The organism is Kitasatospora sp. NPDC056327, from assembly GCF_042261735.1.
Taxonomy (GTDB): Bacteria; Actinomycetota; Actinomycetes; order Streptomycetales; family Streptomycetaceae; genus Kitasatospora.
Map to the genome: position 1 here is coordinate 1 of NZ_JBHJRC010000198.1, position 15,856 is coordinate 15,856.

The 15,856-nt window shown below is 76.4% G+C and carries 12 protein-coding genes; 9 read left to right on the top strand and 3 right to left on the bottom strand.

The genetic code is table 11. The annotated features are described in order from the left end of the window. Positions 1 to 98: 98 nt before the first annotated feature. The 6 genes from ACFCX4_RS25070 to ACFCX4_RS25095 all read left to right on the top strand — a co-directional run bounded on the left by ACFCX4_RS25070 (position 99) and on the right by ACFCX4_RS25095 (position 8,180). Positions 99 to 395, top strand: a complete 297-nt coding sequence (locus ACFCX4_RS25070) for a DUF503 domain-containing protein (RefSeq protein ID WP_376146416.1) — start codon at positions 99 to 101, stop codon at positions 393 to 395. Positions 396 to 548: 153 nt separating this feature from the next. Next, on the top strand, positions 549 to 992 hold the full coding sequence (gene rbfA / locus ACFCX4_RS25075) for a 30S ribosome-binding factor RbfA (protein WP_376146419.1): 444 nt from the start codon (positions 549 to 551) through the stop codon (positions 990 to 992). A 2-nt stretch (positions 993 to 994) separates the two neighbouring features. Continuing rightward, positions 995 to 2,083 (top strand): bifunctional oligoribonuclease/PAP phosphatase NrnA, encoded by a 1,089-nt coding sequence (locus ACFCX4_RS25080; RefSeq protein ID WP_376146422.1) that lies wholly within the window; start codon positions 995 to 997, stop codon positions 2,081 to 2,083. Between the two features lie 99 nt (positions 2,084 to 2,182). Further along, positions 2,183 to 3,112, top strand: coding sequence for a tRNA pseudouridine(55) synthase TruB (gene truB, locus ACFCX4_RS25085; RefSeq protein WP_376146425.1), 930 nt, complete (start codon positions 2,183 to 2,185; stop codon positions 3,110 to 3,112). Between the two features lie 299 nt (positions 3,113 to 3,411). Then, complete coding sequence (locus ACFCX4_RS25090; RefSeq protein ID WP_376146428.1) at positions 3,412 to 7,170, top strand: serine protease; 3,759 nt, start codon at positions 3,412 to 3,414, stop codon at positions 7,168 to 7,170. A gap of 65 nt (positions 7,171 to 7,235) precedes the next feature. Further along, entirely contained in the window at positions 7,236 to 8,180 is a 945-nt protein-coding gene (locus tag ACFCX4_RS25095; protein ID WP_376146431.1) for a bifunctional riboflavin kinase/FAD synthetase, read from the top strand. Positions 8,181 to 8,285: 105 nt separating this feature from the next. On the opposite strand, the gene ACFCX4_RS25100 is transcribed toward ACFCX4_RS25095, so the two are convergent. The 3 genes from ACFCX4_RS25100 to eccE form a co-directional block, all read right to left on the bottom strand. Next, positions 8,286 to 10,703 (bottom strand): MinD/ParA family protein, encoded by a 2,418-nt coding sequence (locus ACFCX4_RS25100; RefSeq protein ID WP_376146433.1) that lies wholly within the window; start codon positions 10,701 to 10,703, stop codon positions 8,286 to 8,288. A gap of 206 nt (positions 10,704 to 10,909) precedes the next feature. Next, on the bottom strand, positions 10,910 to 11,683 hold the full coding sequence (locus ACFCX4_RS25105; RefSeq protein WP_376146436.1) for a hypothetical protein: 774 nt from the start codon (positions 11,681 to 11,683) through the stop codon (positions 10,910 to 10,912). Beyond that, positions 11,683 to 13,098 carry a type VII secretion protein EccE gene (gene eccE, locus ACFCX4_RS25110; protein WP_376146439.1) on the bottom strand — a complete coding sequence of 472 codons (1,416 nt, stop codon included), beginning with the start codon at positions 13,096 to 13,098 and terminating at the stop codon, positions 11,683 to 11,685. The genes ACFCX4_RS25105 and eccE overlap by 1 nt, the downstream gene beginning before the upstream one ends. A gap of 170 nt (positions 13,099 to 13,268) precedes the next feature. Between eccE and ACFCX4_RS25115 the strand changes: the two genes are divergently transcribed. The 3 genes from ACFCX4_RS25115 (at position 13,269) to ACFCX4_RS25125 (ending at position 15,811) form a co-directional block, all read left to right on the top strand. Continuing rightward, the gene (locus ACFCX4_RS25115; protein WP_376146441.1) at positions 13,269 to 14,945 is read left to right on the top strand and encodes a type VII secretion protein EccB; all 1,677 of its coding nucleotides are present in this window, start codon (positions 13,269 to 13,271) and stop codon (positions 14,943 to 14,945) included. Between the two features lie 186 nt (positions 14,946 to 15,131). Continuing rightward, positions 15,132 to 15,440 (top strand): WXG100 family type VII secretion target, encoded by a 309-nt coding sequence (locus ACFCX4_RS25120; protein WP_376146444.1) that lies wholly within the window; start codon positions 15,132 to 15,134, stop codon positions 15,438 to 15,440. Positions 15,441 to 15,517: 77 nt separating this feature from the next. Next, positions 15,518 to 15,811, top strand: a complete 294-nt coding sequence (locus ACFCX4_RS25125; protein ID WP_376146447.1) for a WXG100 family type VII secretion target — start codon at positions 15,518 to 15,520, stop codon at positions 15,809 to 15,811. The last annotated feature ends 45 nt before the right edge of the window (positions 15,812 to 15,856 follow it).

Here is a 15,856-nt window from a genome sequence, read left to right on the forward strand (position 1 = left end):
CCCGTCGACCGGCCCCGGTCCTGCTGTGTAGGGTCCGGGGAGCGGTCCCGTTCGGGGCCGCTCCCCGAGGCCTTCCAGGTCGGCTTGACCTGTCACACATGTTCGTGGGAACACTCACCTTCGACCTTCTGCTGGGCGACGTCCACTCGCTCAAGGAGAAGCGGTCGATCGTGCGGCCGATCGTGGCCGAACTGCAGCGCAAGTACAGCGTGTGCGCTGCCGAGACCGGGAACCAGGACCTGCACCGCCGGGCCGAGATCGGCCTCGCGGTGGTGTCCGGCGAAGCCGGGTACGTCAGCGAGGTCCTGGACAGCTGTGAGCGGTTGGTCGCCGGCCGCCCCGAGGTTCAGCTGCTCTCCGCCAGGAGGCGCTACCACAACGACGACGACGAATGAGGACCGTGGAGACGGGCGGCGCGAGTCGCCGTTCTCACACGGATCAGGACCGAGAGCGCCCACAAGGCTGGGCGCGGGCCGGTACTTTGGGGCAGGGGCCCCGAAGGGCGAGCAGCACGCCCGAGTACCAGGCCCACTGCACGAGGAGGCAACGTGACCGACACCGCAAGGGCGCGCAAGCTCGCCGACCGCATCCAGGTGGTCGTCGCCCAGACCCTGGAGCGCCGGATCAAGGACCCGCGGCTCGGGTTCGTGACCATCACCGACGCCCGGGTGACCGGGGACCTGCGCGAGGCCACCGTCTTCTACACGGTCTTCGGCGACGACACCGAGCGTGAGGCCACGGCCGCCGCGCTGGAGAGCGCCAAGGGCGTGCTCCGCTCCGAGGTCGGCAAGCAGACCGGGGTGCGCTTCACCCCGACGCTGACCTTCGTCGCGGACGCCCTGCCGGAGAACGCCCGGAACATTGACGACCTGCTCGACCGGGCCCGGGCCATCGACGCCGCGGTGCGCACCACCGCGGCGGGGGCGACCTTCGCCGGCGACGCCGACCCGTACAAGGTTCCGGCGTCCGAGCGTGACGACGAGGACGAGTAGTCATGGCGGGTGAGCCGGCGGCGGCCGGTTCGGCCACGGGGGCGTCCTCCACCGACACGGTGGAGGGTGCCCTCGCGGTGCTTCCGGGGCCGCGCGCCGAGGAGAGCGGCTTCGAGCTGGTCTGGCAGCAGGTGGTCGCGGAGATCGGGCGGGCCCGCTCGGTCGACCTGATCTGCCACATCTGCCCGGACGGCGACGCGCTCGGCTCCGCGCTGGCGGCCGGGCTGGCCCTGCGCGGGCTCGGCAAGGAGGTCCGGGTCTCCTTCGGGGACGATCCGCAGATCGTCCCCGAGTCACTGGCCTTCCTGCCCGGCCAGGAGCTGATCGTGCCGGCCGCGGCCGTGCCCGACGCCCCCGAGCTGGTGCTCTGCTTCGACGTCGCGGCGGAGAGCAGGCTCGGTCTGCTCCGGGACAAGGCCTTCGCCGCCCCGGTGCTGGTCCTGCTGGACCACCACGCCTCCAACCCCGGCTTCGGCACCCACCAGCTGGTCGACCCGGGCGCCCCGGCCACCGCCGTGCTGGTGGACGAGCTGCTGCGCCGGCTCGGCGTGGCACTGGACCAGGACCTGGCGACCTGCCTCTACACCGGCGTCGCCACGGACACCGGCTCGTTCAAGTACCGGGCCACCACCCCGGCGACGCACGAGCTCGCCGGGCGGCTGCTGGCCACCGGCATCCGGCACGACCTGATCTCGCGGCAGCTGTGGGACACCTCCTCCTTCGGCTACCTCAAGGTGCTGGCCGGGGCGCTGGACCGGGCGGTCTACGAGCCGGAGGCGGCCGGCGGGCTGGGCCTGGTGTGGACCTGGGTGCCGTACCAGGACCTGGTGCTGTTCAGCGTGACCGTCGAGGAGATCGAGGGTCTGATCGACATCCTGCGCCGCCCGGCCGAGGCCGAGGTGGCGCTGGTGCTCAAACAGGACCCGGACGGCACCCTGCGCGGCTCCTCGCGGTCCAAGGGCGCGGTCGACGTCGCGGCCGCCTGCACCGAGCTGGGCGGCGGCGGGCACGTCTTCGCGGCCGGGTTCTCGGCCCGGGAGGACGTCGACGTGGTGGTGGAGCGGTTCCGGGCCGCGCTGCGGGTCCGCTAGCCGGACCGCGGGTTGGGTGGCCGCGCCGCGGGTTCGGTAGTTTTGCGGTGCGGTCGACCGTCGTGGTCGCCGCAGCGGAGCTTTGACAGAAAGAACCCGATGAAGCGCAAAGGCACCGGTCCGGACGGCCTGGTCATCGTCGACAAGCCGGAGGGCATCACCTCGCACGGGGTGGTCGCCAAGCTGCGGTGGCTGGCCGGGACACGGAAGGTCGGCCACGCCGGCACCCTCGACCCGATGGCCACCGGCGTGCTGGTGATCGGCGTCGAGCGGGCCACCCGGCTGCTCGGTCACCTGATGCTCACGGCCAAGACCTACGAGGCGACCATCCGGCTCGGCCAGACCACGGTCACCGACGACCGGGAGGGCGAGGTCACCTCGTCGACGCCGGCGGACGCGGTGGACCGCGGGGCGATCGACGCCGGGATCGCCGCGCTCACCGGCGAGATCATGCAGGTGCCGTCCAAGGTCAGCGCGATCAAGATCGACGGCAAGCGGTCGTACGCGCGGGTGCGCGAGGGCGAGGACTTCGAGCTCGCGGCCCGGCCGACCACCATCCACACGTTCACCGTGCACGAGCAGCGGTCGGCCCTCGCGGAGGACGGTACGCCGGTGACCGACCTCGACGTCACCGTGGAGTGCTCCTCCGGCACCTACATCCGGGCGCTCGCCCGGGACCTCGGCGCCGGGCTGGGCGTCGGCGGGCACCTCACCGCGCTGCGGCGCACCAGGGTCGGGCCGTACGGGGTGGAGTCGGCGCGCACCCTGGAGCAGCTGGAGGCCTCGGTCACCGGCGAGGGGGCCACCGGGCTGGAGGTGCTGCCGATCGCCGCCGCCGCGGCGGCCGCCTTCCCGCGCTGGGACCTCGACGCCGACCAGGCGAAGCAGCTCTCGCACGGCGCCCGGCTGAAGGCGCCCGGGATGGGCGTGGACGGGCCGATCGCGGTGTTCGGGCCGGACGGCACCTTCCTCGCGCTGGTGGAGGAGAAGGAGGGCCGGGCCAGGCCGGTCGCCGTCTTCGTCGGCTGACGCGTCCCCGGGCCCACCCGTTCCACCGGGCCGCTCGTTCCAAGGGCCCGCCCGTTCCAAAGGCTCACCCGCCCCGCCGGCCACCCGTCGGCGGGGCGGGTGAGCGCGTTCGCGGCTCCCGAAGGGTCCGGACCGGTGGAGGTTCACCCGTGCGAGGGAGCGCGCGGGGTGAACCGCGGTCGTGAACGGCGCGGGCGCGGTCGGTCCGCGTGCGCGCCGGGCAGGCTCCCCGGCGGCGAGCAGGTCGCCGCGACGCGTCCGACCCCGGGCCGGCGGGCCCTGCGGGGAGGGCTGCGGACATGCCGGGACTGCTGGGCTTCAGGGGCCTTCCGGGGGAGGACGACGGGGCGGCGGGGGACGCCGTCCGCGGGCTGCCGAGGATCCACGACCGGGACGGCCGCCCGCTCGGACTCGGTTTCGCCGTCGACCGGCGGGGCACCGTGCTCACCGCCCACGAGACCGTCGCCGGCCTCGACGGGGTCGTCCTGCACCTCGCCGGGGGGCGGACCCTGGCGGTGGGGGCGGACCGCGTCCGGCTGCTGCCCGGCCACGGGCTCGCGCTGCTGGACACCGCTCCGGCGGGCGGGCCGTCCGCGCTGCCGCTCCCGCTCCCGCTGCCGCTGCCGCTCGCGCAGGCGCCGGAGGCCGGGGGCGGCGAGGTGCTGCTGGTGCCCGTCCCGGTGCCGGGCGACGGGCGGACGGTCCTGCTGCGGTGCGCCCTGCCCGCGACCACGGCCGCGGTCCTTCCGGAGGACGGCCGCTTCCACCTGATCGGCGGCGTCCTGCTGCTCGATCCGCCCCCGGGCACGGACCCGGCGGTCCTTCCCCCGGGGGCTCCGGTGCTGGACGCCGCCAGCGGCGCGGTGGTCGCCGTGCTCGCGCCCGGACTGCGGACCCCGGGGCGGCCGGGGCCCTCGCCCGCCGTCCCGGTGCGGGCCACCGGGGTGACCGGGCCGGCGCTCGCCGAGGTGCTGGCGCGCAATGCCGCCGAGGTGCCCGGGTACGGGCGCGCGCTCAACGCGGCGGGGGCGCTGCGGCTGACCGCGGCCCAGCTGGCGGCCGCGGGCGCGGGCCCCGGCCGGGTGGCCACCCTGGCGGCCGACCGGGTGGACCGGCCCGACGGCGCCGAGTGCTGGGAGGACCTGCTCACGGCGGGGGACGGCCGCGGGGCGGGGAGCGCGGACGGCGGGGCGGGAGCGGCGGAGGCGTGCGGGGACCGGTGCGCGGGGGTGTGCCGGGGCGGCTGCGGGTCCGCGGCCGGTGTGGTGGCGCTGGTGGGGGAGGCCGGTACGGGCCGGAGCACCGAGGCGGCGGCCGTCGCCGTGCGCCGCGGCTCCGCGGGCCTGCCCACGGTCTGGCTGCGGGGCGCGGACCTGACGGCCGCCGATGTCTCGCTCGCGGGCGCGGTGGAGCGGGCGCTGGCGTCGGCGGCGGCCGGGTCGGGCGTGCCGCAGCCGCCCGGTCCGGCGGCGGTGGCGGCGCTCTGCGCGGCGGCCGGGCGGCCCCTGCTGGTGGTGCTGGACGGTCCCGAGGAGTCACCGGTGCCGCTCGACCCGGACTGGCTGCGGGACTCGGCGCGCTGGCTGTCGGCGTGCGGTGCGCGGCTGCTGACCGTCTGCGGCGAGGAGGCCTGGGAGCGGGTGGCACCGGGCGGGGCCACGGGCGAGTTCCTGGTGCCGGTCGGCGGTGCGCAGGGCCGGGCGGGCGCCGTGCGGGTGGCGGTGCGGCGGCTCGGGCCGCTGCCCGGGGGGACGGCGGAGCAGGTGCGGCGGCGGTACGGGCTGCCGCCGTCCCGGCCGGCCGGGACGGGCCCGGACGCCGGGAACCCCCTGCTGCTCCGGCTGGCGGGGGAACTCCGGGCGCACGGCCTGCGCGCGGAACCGGTGTGCCGCGGCGAGCTGTTCGCCGCCCACCTCGACCTGTGCTGTCTGCGGGTCGCCCAGCGGCTCGTCGAGGACGGCCGGGCCCGGCGGCCCGGGGCCCACCGGCGGGGCGCCGTCCGGCCGGCCGGGGCGGGCACCGGCCGGGTGCGGCGCACGGCCGCGGCGGTGGCCGGCCGGGTGCACGAGGCGGCGCGGCGGATGCTGGGCGCCGAGCGGGGCGGGCTGCCCCGGGCGGTGTTCGAGGAGCTGTTCCCGGTGGCGGGCGGGTGGGCGACGGCGGTGCTGGCGGAGGGGCTGTTCGTGCCGGCCGGGCCGGGCCACCGCTTCGCCCACGGGGCGTTCGCCGACTGGCTGCAGGGCCGGCACCTGGACCTGGACGCGGCGCTGCGGCTGCTGCTGGGCGAGGCCGAGGACACCAGGCCGCCCGGGGAGTCCGCGACCGTGCCGCGGCACCGGATCGGCCCGGTGGCCGCCGCCCTCCGGCGGATCGCCGAGACCGGGGGCGCGCCGGCCCTGGACCCCTGGCTGCACCGGATCCGGCGGGCGCTGGAACTCCGGCCGCCGGGCAGCGAACCCGCCTGGTGGGCCCGGAAGCTGCTCGCCGAAGGACTGGCGGCCAGTCCGGACGCCGGTGAACACCATGCGCTGCTGGAGCGGTTGGCCGAGCGGGTCGTCGAACGGTCGGCCGCCGGGGGCGGGTTCGGGCGGCTCGCGGCGGAGGGGTTCGGCGCGTTCGGGCCCGGGTTCTGGACCGGTCTCGGTCTGCCGGTGGAGCGGGAACTCGCGCTGCTCCGGACGCTGGTGGCCGCCGACGGGCCGGACCGGCCGTTCCTGGCGGCGGTGACCGGCCGGCTGCGCGCCGACCCGGCGCGGGTGCTCCCGCTGCTGTGCTCTTGGCTCGACGATCCGCGCGGCCTGCCCGGCCGACCCGGGGCCGGTGTGGCCGGCCTGGCCCGCGAACTGCTCCTCACCCACCGGGCGCTCGCCCTGGACGACCTGACCGAGGCGCTGGCCGCGGTCGCGCACCCGCGGGCGGACGCGCTGCTGGCGGTGCTGGCCGTCGAGGAGCCCTCGGCGCTCTGCCGCGCGGTGGACCGCTGGAGCCACGACCCGCGCCCCGAGCGGCACGTCGCCGCGGCGGTGCACGCGCTGCGCACCGCCCCGCACGCCCGCGGGGCCGGACCGGAGCTGCTGAGGTTCGCCGCGCTGGCCCTGCTGGCCCGGGAGGACGAGCCGGCCCTGCACGGCGCGGCGTTCGCGCTGCTGCTCCGGGACGGGCCGAGCCGCGCCCGGCACCTGCCGGCGGCCCTGGCCGCGTACCGGCGCGGGGAGGACCGCTTCCTGACCGCCCGGGCGCTGGCCCCGGCGCTGGAGAGCGACCCGGAGCCGGTGCTCGCGGCCCTGGCCGCCCGGCTGACCGGGCCGGGCCGCACCGTCCCGGCGGGTGCTCCGGTGGCCGGCACGCTGCGGGTGCTGGCCGACGCCCGGGCCCCGCTGGCCGCCAGGCGCGGCGCCGAACTCACGGCCCGGCTGCTGCGCGAACGCCCCGCCCTGGCCGGACCGGTCGCCGTCGACTACCTGGGGCGGCGGCTCGCCCGCGGCGCGGTGGAGGGGGCGGTGGCCCGGCTGGAGCTGCGGATGCTGCTGAGCAGCGCCCTGGCGGCCCGGGCGGCGGCCGTCCGGCGGCCGTTCGCCGAGGTGCTCTCCTCCCCGGTGCCCGACCCGGTCGCGGACGCCCTGCGCTGCGAACTGCTGGACACCCTGCTGGCCACCGAGGGGGACCCGGAGGTGCTGGGCGCCGCGGTGGCCGGACTGGCCGAGCACTGCGGGGCGGAGCGGCCGGCGCGGGCCCGCGCGGTGCTCGTCCGGGCGGCGGCCGGGCTGCCGGACGCCGACGGTCTGCTGGTGCGCTGCGCCGGGCGGTCGGCGGCGTTCGCGGCGCTCCTGGCGCGCTGGCCCGGGGACGAGCGCCCGGCCCGTCCGGTGGGGCCGCGGCTGGACCGGCTGCGCGCCCTGGTGGCGGCCGGCCGGGACCCGCAGCACGCGGCGGCGGAGGCCGAGCGGGCGGGCGGCGCAGGACCGGTCCGGACGTCCGTCCCCGCGGCCCGGTACCCGCTGGTGCGCCCAACCTGCCTTCCGGTGCCGAACTCGGGGCAGGCGCATGGCACGCTATAGGGGTTCGGATTTTGAGCGTGTGAGCGTACGGACGGTACGCGCCAGAGGGAACAAGGAGCGGTCGGGTGCAGCGCTGGCGTGGCCTGGAGGATATCCCCGCTGACTGGGGACGCAGCGTCGTCACCATCGGCTCGTTCGACGGGGTGCACCGCGGACACCAGCTGATCATCAACCGGGTGGTGGAGCGCGCCCGGGAGCGGGGCGTCCGCTCGGTCGTGGTCACCTTCGACCCGCACCCCAGCGAGGTGGTCCGTCCGGGGAGTCACCCGCCGCTGCTCGCCCCGCAGCCCCGCCGCGCCGAGCTCATCGAGGAACTGGGGGTGGACGCGGTCCTGGTGCTGCCGTTCACCACGGAGTTCTCCAAGGAGTCGCCGGAGGAGTTCTTCCGGCAGGTGCTGGTGGACGCGCTGCACGCCTGCCTGGTCGTCGAGGGGCCGAACTTCCGCTTCGGGCACCGGGCGGCGGGCGACGTCGCGTTGCTGGCCGAGCTGGGCCGGGCGGCGGACTGCGGCGTCGAGGTGGTCGACCTCCAGGTGCGCGGCGCGGCCGGTGACGGCGAGCCGTTCTCCTCGACGCTGACCCGCCGGCTGGTCGGCTCCGGTGACGTGGCCGGCGCCGCGGAGGTGCTGGGCCGTCCGCACCGGGTCGAGGGCGTGGTGGTGCGCGGCGCGCAGCGCGGGCGGGAGCTCGGCTACCCGACCGCCAACGTGGAGACCGTGCCGCACAGCGCGATCCCGGCCGACGGCGTGTACGCGGGCTGGCTGACGGCCGACGGCGAGCGCATGCCGGCCGCGATCTCGGTGGGCACCAACCCGACCTTCGACGGGACCGCGCGCACGGTCGAGGCGTACGCCATCGACCGGGTCGGCCTGGACCTCTACGGGCTGCACGTGGCGGTGGAGTTCCTGGTCTACCTGCGGGGGATGGAGAAGTTCGACTCCATCGACGCGCTGCTGGACCGGATGGCCGACGACGTGAAGCGCTCGCGCGAGCTGACCGACGCCGGCTGACCGGGGCCGGCCGGTGCCGCGCCGGCGCGGACCGGAACGGTAGCGGGGACGGCACGGGGGCCCGCCGACCGGGAAGGCCGGCGGGCCCCCGGCGTGCCGCGGGGGCTACTGCTGCGGCGGGGCGGGCGGCGGGTAGCCGTAGCCGGGCGGCGGCTGGCGGTTCTCCTCGGGCTGCGCGTAGCCGTGGCCGGCGGGCGGCTGCTGCCACTCCGGGACCGGCGGCCGGGCGCCGGGCTGGAGCGGCTGCTCGGGCCGGCCGCCCTGGGGCGGGTAGCCGTACCCGGGCGGGGGCGGCGGGGCCTGACCGGGCTGCGGCGACCAGGGCGCGCCCGGGGCGGGCTGGGGCCCCGGATGGCCGGGCTGCTGCGGGTAGGGGTAGGAGTACGGCTGGCCGTACGGCGGCTGGCCCTGCGGACCGGGCTGCGGCTGCGGCTGGGGGTAGCCCGGTGCCGGCTGCTGCTGGGCCGCCTGCTGCTGGGGCTGCTGCCAGCTCGCCTGCTGGGCGGCGGCCTGCTGGGCCCGCATGATGTCCTCGCCGACCAGGGTGGCCAGTTCGAAGTACGCCTCCCGGACCTTGGGCCGCATCATGTCGAGGTTGACCTCGGCACCGGCCGCCAGGCTCTCGTCGAACGGCACCACGACCACACCCCGGCAACGGGTCCGGAAGTGCGCGACGATGTCCTCCACCTTGATCATCTTGGCCGTCTCGCGGACCCCGGAGACCACCGTGATGGAGCGCTGCACCAGATCGGCGTAGCCGTGCGCGGAGAGCCAGTCCAGGGTGGTGGAGGCGGACGAGGCGCCGTCCACGCTGGGCGTGGAGACGATGATCAGCTGGTCGGCGAGGTCCAGCACCCCGCGCATCGCGCTGTACAGCAGACCGGTGCCGGAGTCGGTCAGGATGATCGGGTACTGGCGGCCCAGCACGTCGATGACCTGCCGGTAGTCCGAGTCGTTGAAGGTGGTCGACACGGCCGGGTCGACGTCGTTCGCCAGGATCTCCAGGCCCGAGTGGAGGTCCTGCGAGGTGAACTGACGGATGTCCATGTAGCTGCGCAGGTGCGGGATGGCCGTCACCAGGTCGCGGATGGTGGCACCGGTCTGCCGCTTGACCCGGCGGCCGAGGGTGCCCGCGTCCGGGTTGGCGTCGATCGCGATCACCTTGTCCTGGCGCTCGCTGGCCAGTGTCGCGCCGAGGGCGGTGGTGGTCGTGGTCTTGCCGACGCCGCCCTTGAGGCTGATCACCGCGATCCGGTAGCAGCTGAGCACCGGCGTGCGGATGATCTCCAGCTTGCGCGCCTTCTCGGCGGCCGCCGCCTTGCCGCCGAACTGGAAGCGCGGCTGCTGGCGCTGCTGCTTCGGCTGGCTGCGCAGCAGCCGGTCCGAGGAGAGTTCGACGGCGGCGGTGTAGCCCAGCGGCGCGCCGTGCGCGGTCTGCTGCGGGGCGCCGGCCTGCTGGAAGGCGGCGGGCGCGGTCTGCCCGGGCTGCGGCCGGCCCCACTCCGGAGCACCGGGCTGGGGCTGCGCGGGCTGGGGCTGGCCGGGCTGGACCTGGGCTGGCTGGGGCTGCGCGGGCTGCTGGTGGGCGTCGGGCTGCGGCCAGCCGCCCGCGCGCGGGTCCGCCGGGGCGGGCGGCGCGGCCGGACCAGGCTGTGGCTGGGACGGCTGCGCGGCTGCCCACCCGGCGGGGTCCTGCGGATAGGGCTGCGGGAAGCCGGCCGGGTACGGCTGGGCCTGTGCCGCGGCCGGGTACGGCTGGGCCGGACCGGGTTGCCCCGGGACGAAGGGGTCGGCGGACGGCCAGCCGTGGCCGGGGGCCGGTGCCTGGACGGGGCCGGGGGCCGGAAAAGGAGTGGGCGCTGATGCGGGCACCGGTCCCGGCGCCCCGGCCGGGGCGTGCGCGGCCGGATCGACGGGCGGCACGGGCGGTGCGGGAACCTGGGCGGCGGGGGGCTGCGGTTCACCGGGCGGGCCGGGGACGGCGGCGGGCGCGGTCGGGGGCGCCGCCGCGGGCGGGGCCGCGAAGGCCTCGGTCGGCTGCGGCGGTGCCTGTTGGAGCGGTGCCTGAACCGGAGCCGGAGCCGGAGCAGGGACCGGCGCCGGAGCCGGGACAGCGGCCGGTGCCGGAGCAGGGACCGGTGCCGGAGCCGCGGCCTGGACCGGTGCCTGAGCCTGGACCGGTGCCTGGAGCGGCGGCTGAACCTCCGTCGGGACCGGCGGCACGGCTGCCCGCTCGGGCTCCTGCGCCCGGACCGGAGCGGCGGGCGGCGCCACCGAGGGATCCGGCGCGGCGACGGGAGCAGGGGCCGGCGCGGCCGCACCCGCTGCGGTCACGCCCGGCGTCGCACCCGCTGCGGTCACGCCCGGCGTCGCACCCGTGGCGGGCGCCCCCGCGGCCGGTGCGCCCGCGGCGTCCGTCTGCACGTACCAGGACGGGGGAGTGTAGTCGGGCGCGTCGGACCAGTCGTCGTCGTCCTCCGCCGCGTTGTCGCCGACGTAGACGCCGTCCCGATCGCTGCTCACCTAGGGCTCCCTCGTGTTCGCCGCCGCATGTTCGCGGTGCCGTTGCCGCTCCACAGCCTAGGCCGTGAGCCACCCCCGGCTGAAGGCGGTGCCGCATCTCCGGACGGCCCGCGCACAGGCCCCGCACAGCCCGGCCACGGCTCGTCGACGGCTTGTCGACGGGTCGTCGACGGCCTCCGCGCGGACGGCGGGCCGACCGGTGCGGCTCAGTCGAGGCGGCGCGGCCCGCCCAGGACCTGCCGTTCCGCCTGCCCGGCCACGATCCGAACGTACTGACGGTTCATCCGGGTCGTCCACAGCGTCAGATCGTCAGGGAGCGACGGCAGGTTGGCGACCTCGGCCGCCCCGAGCGAGAGCACCCGGCCGATCAGCTCGGCCTCCTCCGGCATCACCCGCTGCACCCCGACCAGGTCGGCCGAGTTGAGGACCCGGGCCGCGTTCGGACCCAGGTGCGGCACCACCGTCAGGACGGTCTGCCAGGGCGCGGCGGAGAGCCGGCTGCGCGGCGGCCGGGCGCCGAGGTCGCGGACCACCAGCACCGGCGAGGTGACCGAGGCGCCCTGCGGGCCGAGCCGTCCGGGCTGGTGCACCGTCACGCACGGCTGTCCGCCGCCCGCGGCCTGCGCCATCGGTCCCCACAGGTGGCCCCGGGCGGTCTCGACGGCGACCCGCGCGCCGGTGGCGGCCGACCGCAGCGCGATGACCTGGGCGGTCCAGAGACCGCCGACCAGCACCAGCTCGTAGGCGCCGGGCCGGAACAGTCCGAGGACGGCGGGCCGCGACCGGTGCACGTCCTCGCCGATCAGCACGCCGTCGTCGCCGACCGGGAAGGACAGCGCGTCGAGTTCCGCGACGGTCAGCACGTGCTTCTCCCGGCGCGGGCCGCGCAGCCCGAAGCCGGGGAGCAGTCCGGCGCGGGTCCGCGGCCGCGGGTCGGCGCCGATCGGCGGAAGGGCACCGGGGCCGGTCCGGTAGGCCATCAGGAAGTACCTCCCAGCGGCAGGGTGGCGAGTACGCCGGGGGCCTGCTCCAGGTCGAGCCGGGTCAGGCCGAGCCCGGCGCCCTGGGCCCGGGCCTCGACCTGCCGGCCGAGCTCGACGGCCTCGCTCTCGCTGCGCCCGGTCACCCGGACGTGCCCGCTGAGCGTGACCGAGCCGCCGGTGCCGTGACCGGCCGTCAGGCTGAAGGTGCTGGCCAGCGCGGGGGCGCCGGTGACCAGGTTGACCAGGTCGGGGACGGCGATCCGGCCCGGGGCGCCGCCGGGGCGGCCGAGCTGCGGCCAGCGGGAGATCCAGTAGGTGCTGTGCCAGCGGTCGTCGACGCGCCAGAACCGGTTGGTCTCCTGGGTGCGCCGTCCGCTGCCGCCGCCGCTGCCGGAGCTCTGGCGGCCGGCCGTGGCGAGCGGGTTGACGCAGCTGGAGATGGCGAGGGCGGCGATCAGTTCGCGCTCGTCGAGCACGGTGACGTCGAAGCCGGCGCTGTTCAGCCGCCCGGCCAGCTGGTCGGTGACCCGCTGGAGCGCCTTGCGGGCGCCCTGCTCGCCGCCGCCGCGGGCGCGCACCGCGGTGGCCGCGCGTTCCGGGTCGAGCCTGAGCGCCACCCAGGTGAGCCGCAGCGCCGGGGTGGCGGTGCCGTCGGCGAGCTCCCGGTAGGCGCGGGCGGCCAGCGACTGCTCGGGCAGGTGCGGCGCGGGCGCCGGCTGGGTGTGCTGGACGAGCTGGACCGACTCCAGGGTGATGTCGTCGACCCGCAGCACCGAGCAGAGCACGTCCAGCGGCAGCGGCCGGGCGGTGCGGGCCGGGCGCAGCGGCAGGTCCTTGGCCTGGACGAGCAGGACGGCGCTGAGGAAGGTGCCGTCGCCGACCATGCCGGTCTCCCGGCGCACCGGCCGGCCGCCGAGGTCGGCCTCGGTGGCGTGGGTGCAGGTGCGCAGGGCGGGTTCGAGTTCGAGGGCGGGGGCCAGCGCCGGGTCGGTGCCGGGCGGCGGCACGTGGGCGAGGGTCCGCCTGCGGCGGGCCCTGAGGGCGGCGCGCACCCGCAGCGCCTCGGGGACGGTGCGTCCGCGCAGCGGCACGACGGCGAGCAGGACCAGGACGAGGGCGACGGTGCCGAACCCGGCGGCGACCGGCCTGCTGATCGTCCAGCCGACCGCGACCAGCGCCACCGCGACCTCGACCAGCACGAGTTGCTGGAGCCTCAGCCGTCCGCCGAGCAGTCCGGGCCGGGGGTGGACGCGCACCGGGACGGGGCCGCCGGGGCCGCCGGGGCGTGCCGGCCGGTCGGTGCGCCCGGGGGCGGGGGAGTCCGCGGTGCCGGTGCGGCCCGGCCGCCCGGAGCGGCGCCGGCCGCTGCCCCGGTCCGTGCCCCGGCGCCCTGGAGCGGTCTGGCTTGGCATCCCCCGAGTGCCCCTCTCTGACGCGGTCGTCGCGGCCCGGCTGGCCGGTCCGTGAACCGTACCCGTACCGTACTCACCGTCTGCTGCCGCATCGTAGAGGGTTCGAGCCCGTTCTCGCCCGGGGCGTGCGGGGCACGGGGCAGGACGGTCCGACAGGGGAGACGACGAGCATGGCATCGCGCCGGGACGAGCTGAACGCCTACACCTTCGCCCGCAAGCGCACGGTGGCGGCCTTCCTGCTGCCGGGGGGCGGCGGGAGCGACGAGGACGCGCCGCGTCCGGTCAAGGCGGTGCTGCCGAGTGTGGTCGTGGCCGCGCTGGTGGTCGGCGGGTTCGGCCTCTGGGGGGTGTTCAAGCCGAGCGCGCCGGTGGGCTGGGACGAGGGCAAGTACATCGTCCAGGGCAAGCAGAGCACCACCCGGTACGTGGTGCTGACCGACCCGGACGGGCGGACCAGGCGGCTGCACCAGGTCCTGAACATGGCGTCGGCACGGCTGGTGCTGCCGGTGGACTCCAAGGTCGTGGTGGTCGACGACGGTGTGCTCGACCGCTACCCCAACCACGGTCCGACGATCGGCATCCCGTACGCGCCGGACAAGTTGCCCAGCAAGGCGAACGCGGGCCGCCCGATGAAGTGGTCGGTCTGCGACCGTCCGGGCGACCCGCAGGGGAGCACGGTCGACCAGGCGGTCTTCGTGGCGGGCGGCGCCGACGCGGAGTCCCTCGGGGCGAAGGACCGGAAGCTGGACGTCGGCCAGGCACTGCTGGTGCAGCAGGCGGACGACCCGCAGGTGGCCGCCTCCGGGCAGGCCGCCGCCCGGGGCAGGCTGCGGGTGTTCCTGGTGGACGACCGGGGCCGCCGGCACGCGATCGGCGGCCCGGAGGACTCGGACACCACCCGGTCCCAGCTGATGTGGGCGGTCTTCGGGGCGACCGCCACGCCGCAGAAGGTGAAGAAGGACTGGCTGGACACCCTGGCGCCGGGCAGTGACATCGTCTTCCCGCGGATCGACGGGCTGGTCCCGGACACCAGGGGCCCCAACTCCTCGGTTCCGCTGCAGAACCCGGAGGACCGCAAGGTCGGCCGGCTGGTGCGGTTCGGCGAGAAGCACTACGTGGTGGGCCGGACCCAGCTGCTGCTGGTCACCCCGTTCCAGGCGGAACTGATCCGGCAGAACCCGCAGTTGCAGCCGCTGTACAACCAGGACGCCAACCGGAGCCCGCGGATCGACGACCTGACGCCGGCCGAGCACGCCACCGTCAACAGCAACGTGCCGCTGATGGCGGAGGGCGCCGCCGACTGGCCGCTCAGGACGGGTGCGCCGGCCAACGACTGGCAGGCGCCGAAGGACGCGCGCACCGTGGTCTGCAGCACCTTCGAGGGGGTGGCGGAGGACGGCCGGACGCCGCGGCGCAGCGTCTGGGCCGGTCCCGACTACCCGGTGCGGTACAGCAACGGCGCGGCCACCGCCCACGTGACGCCGGGTCACGGCCTGTTCTACCGGGCGCTGGACAACGCCGCGGACGGCTCCGGCACCGACTTCCTGATCACCGAGACCGGGCTGCGCTACGCCGTGCCGGCCGGCAGCGAGGGCGGCAAGGGCGGTCCGACCGCGCCGGCGGACCGGCCGGCACAGCCGGCCGGCCAGGCCGGGGCGCCCGGGACCCCGGCCGGTCCCGCGGCGGCGCCGTCCGGACCGCCGCAGCCGGAGGAGCAGGGCGGCAACCAGGCACGGCTGGGCTACCAGGGCCTGCGGCCCGCGCCGGTGCCGCAGCAGTGGTCGAACCTGGTGCCGGCCGGCCCGGCGCTCAACGCGAAGAGCGCGGCGCAGCAGCAGAACGCGTGACGGCCTTTCGCCGCACCGGGCAACGGACTTGGCCTCGATGTCATGGCTTGGTAACCGACCGTTGCCCGGTGTTGGGTGAGATGCGTGTGCCGACTACAGTGCTGCACGACATCACGCCGTGATGCCCGGGGGCCCACAGCGCAGTACCCCCGGCCACAAGGTCTGTCTCATGGGGGACGGTAGAGCATGGGTCAGTTCAAGACGACCGCTCAGGAGATGCTGGCTTTCGCCAAGCACATGGACGAGGTCATCAACAAGATCAACTCCGAGATCAACGGCCTCAACAACCTGGTGGGCTCCATCACCGGTGGCTGGCAGGGCCAGGCCGCGCAGGCTTACACCAACCTCCAGGGCCAGTTCAACACGGACGCCCAGGAGTTGAACAAGTCGCTGCGCGCGATCAAGGACGCGATCGAGCTCACGACCCAGAAGTACTCGCAGGCCGACGCCGACCAGCAGGCGATCTTCGGGTCCGCCGCCGCGGGCGCTTCCTGATCCTCGGCCCCGTCCGTTCACCCCGCGACGCGCACCCCGGGTGACGGGGTGCCCCGCAGCCTCGACTAGGAGACATCGTGGCCGAACACATTCTGGTCAACTTCGAGACCATCAAGAACGCCAGCTCGGAGGTCCGCCGCACCGCGCAGACCGTCAAGCACCAGCTGGACGAGCTCAGGTCGGGCGTCACCAAGATCGCCGGGAGCTGGGAGGGCGCCGCCCAGCAGGGCTACCAGGCCCACCAGACGAAGTGGGACGACCGCGCCAACCACCTGCAGCAGGTGCTGGAGCAGATCGCCAAGTCGCTGGACAACGCGGCCGAGAGCTACCGCAGCACCGAGAACCGCAACGCCACCCTCTGGACCGGCTGACGGTTCACGTACGGCACGCCGGGAGGCGGGCGACCCGCACCGGGG

Bases quoted from the DNA above. Each gene is read 5' to 3' on its own strand.
- ACFCX4_RS25070 (WP_376146416.1), top strand. From the start codon at position 99: ATGTTCGTGGGAACACTCACCTTCGACCTTCTGCTGGGCGACGTCCAC.
- ACFCX4_RS25080 (WP_376146422.1), top strand. From the start codon at position 995: ATGGCGGGTGAGCCGGCGGCGGCCGGTTCGGCCACGGGGGCGTCCTCC.
- truB (WP_376146425.1), top strand. From the start codon at position 2,183: ATGAAGCGCAAAGGCACCGGTCCGGACGGCCTGGTCATCGTCGACAAG.
- ACFCX4_RS25090 (WP_376146428.1), top strand. From the start codon at position 3,412: ATGCCGGGACTGCTGGGCTTCAGGGGCCTTCCGGGGGAGGACGACGGG.
- ACFCX4_RS25105 (WP_376146436.1), bottom strand. From the start codon at position 11,683: ATGGCCTACCGGACCGGCCCCGGTGCCCTTCCGCCGATCGGCGCCGAC.
- eccE (WP_376146439.1), bottom strand. From the start codon at position 13,098: ATGCCAAGCCAGACCGCTCCAGGGCGCCGGGGCACGGACCGGGGCAGC.
- ACFCX4_RS25115 (WP_376146441.1), top strand. From the start codon at position 13,269: ATGGCATCGCGCCGGGACGAGCTGAACGCCTACACCTTCGCCCGCAAG.
- ACFCX4_RS25120 (WP_376146444.1), top strand. From the start codon at position 15,132: ATGGGTCAGTTCAAGACGACCGCTCAGGAGATGCTGGCTTTCGCCAAG.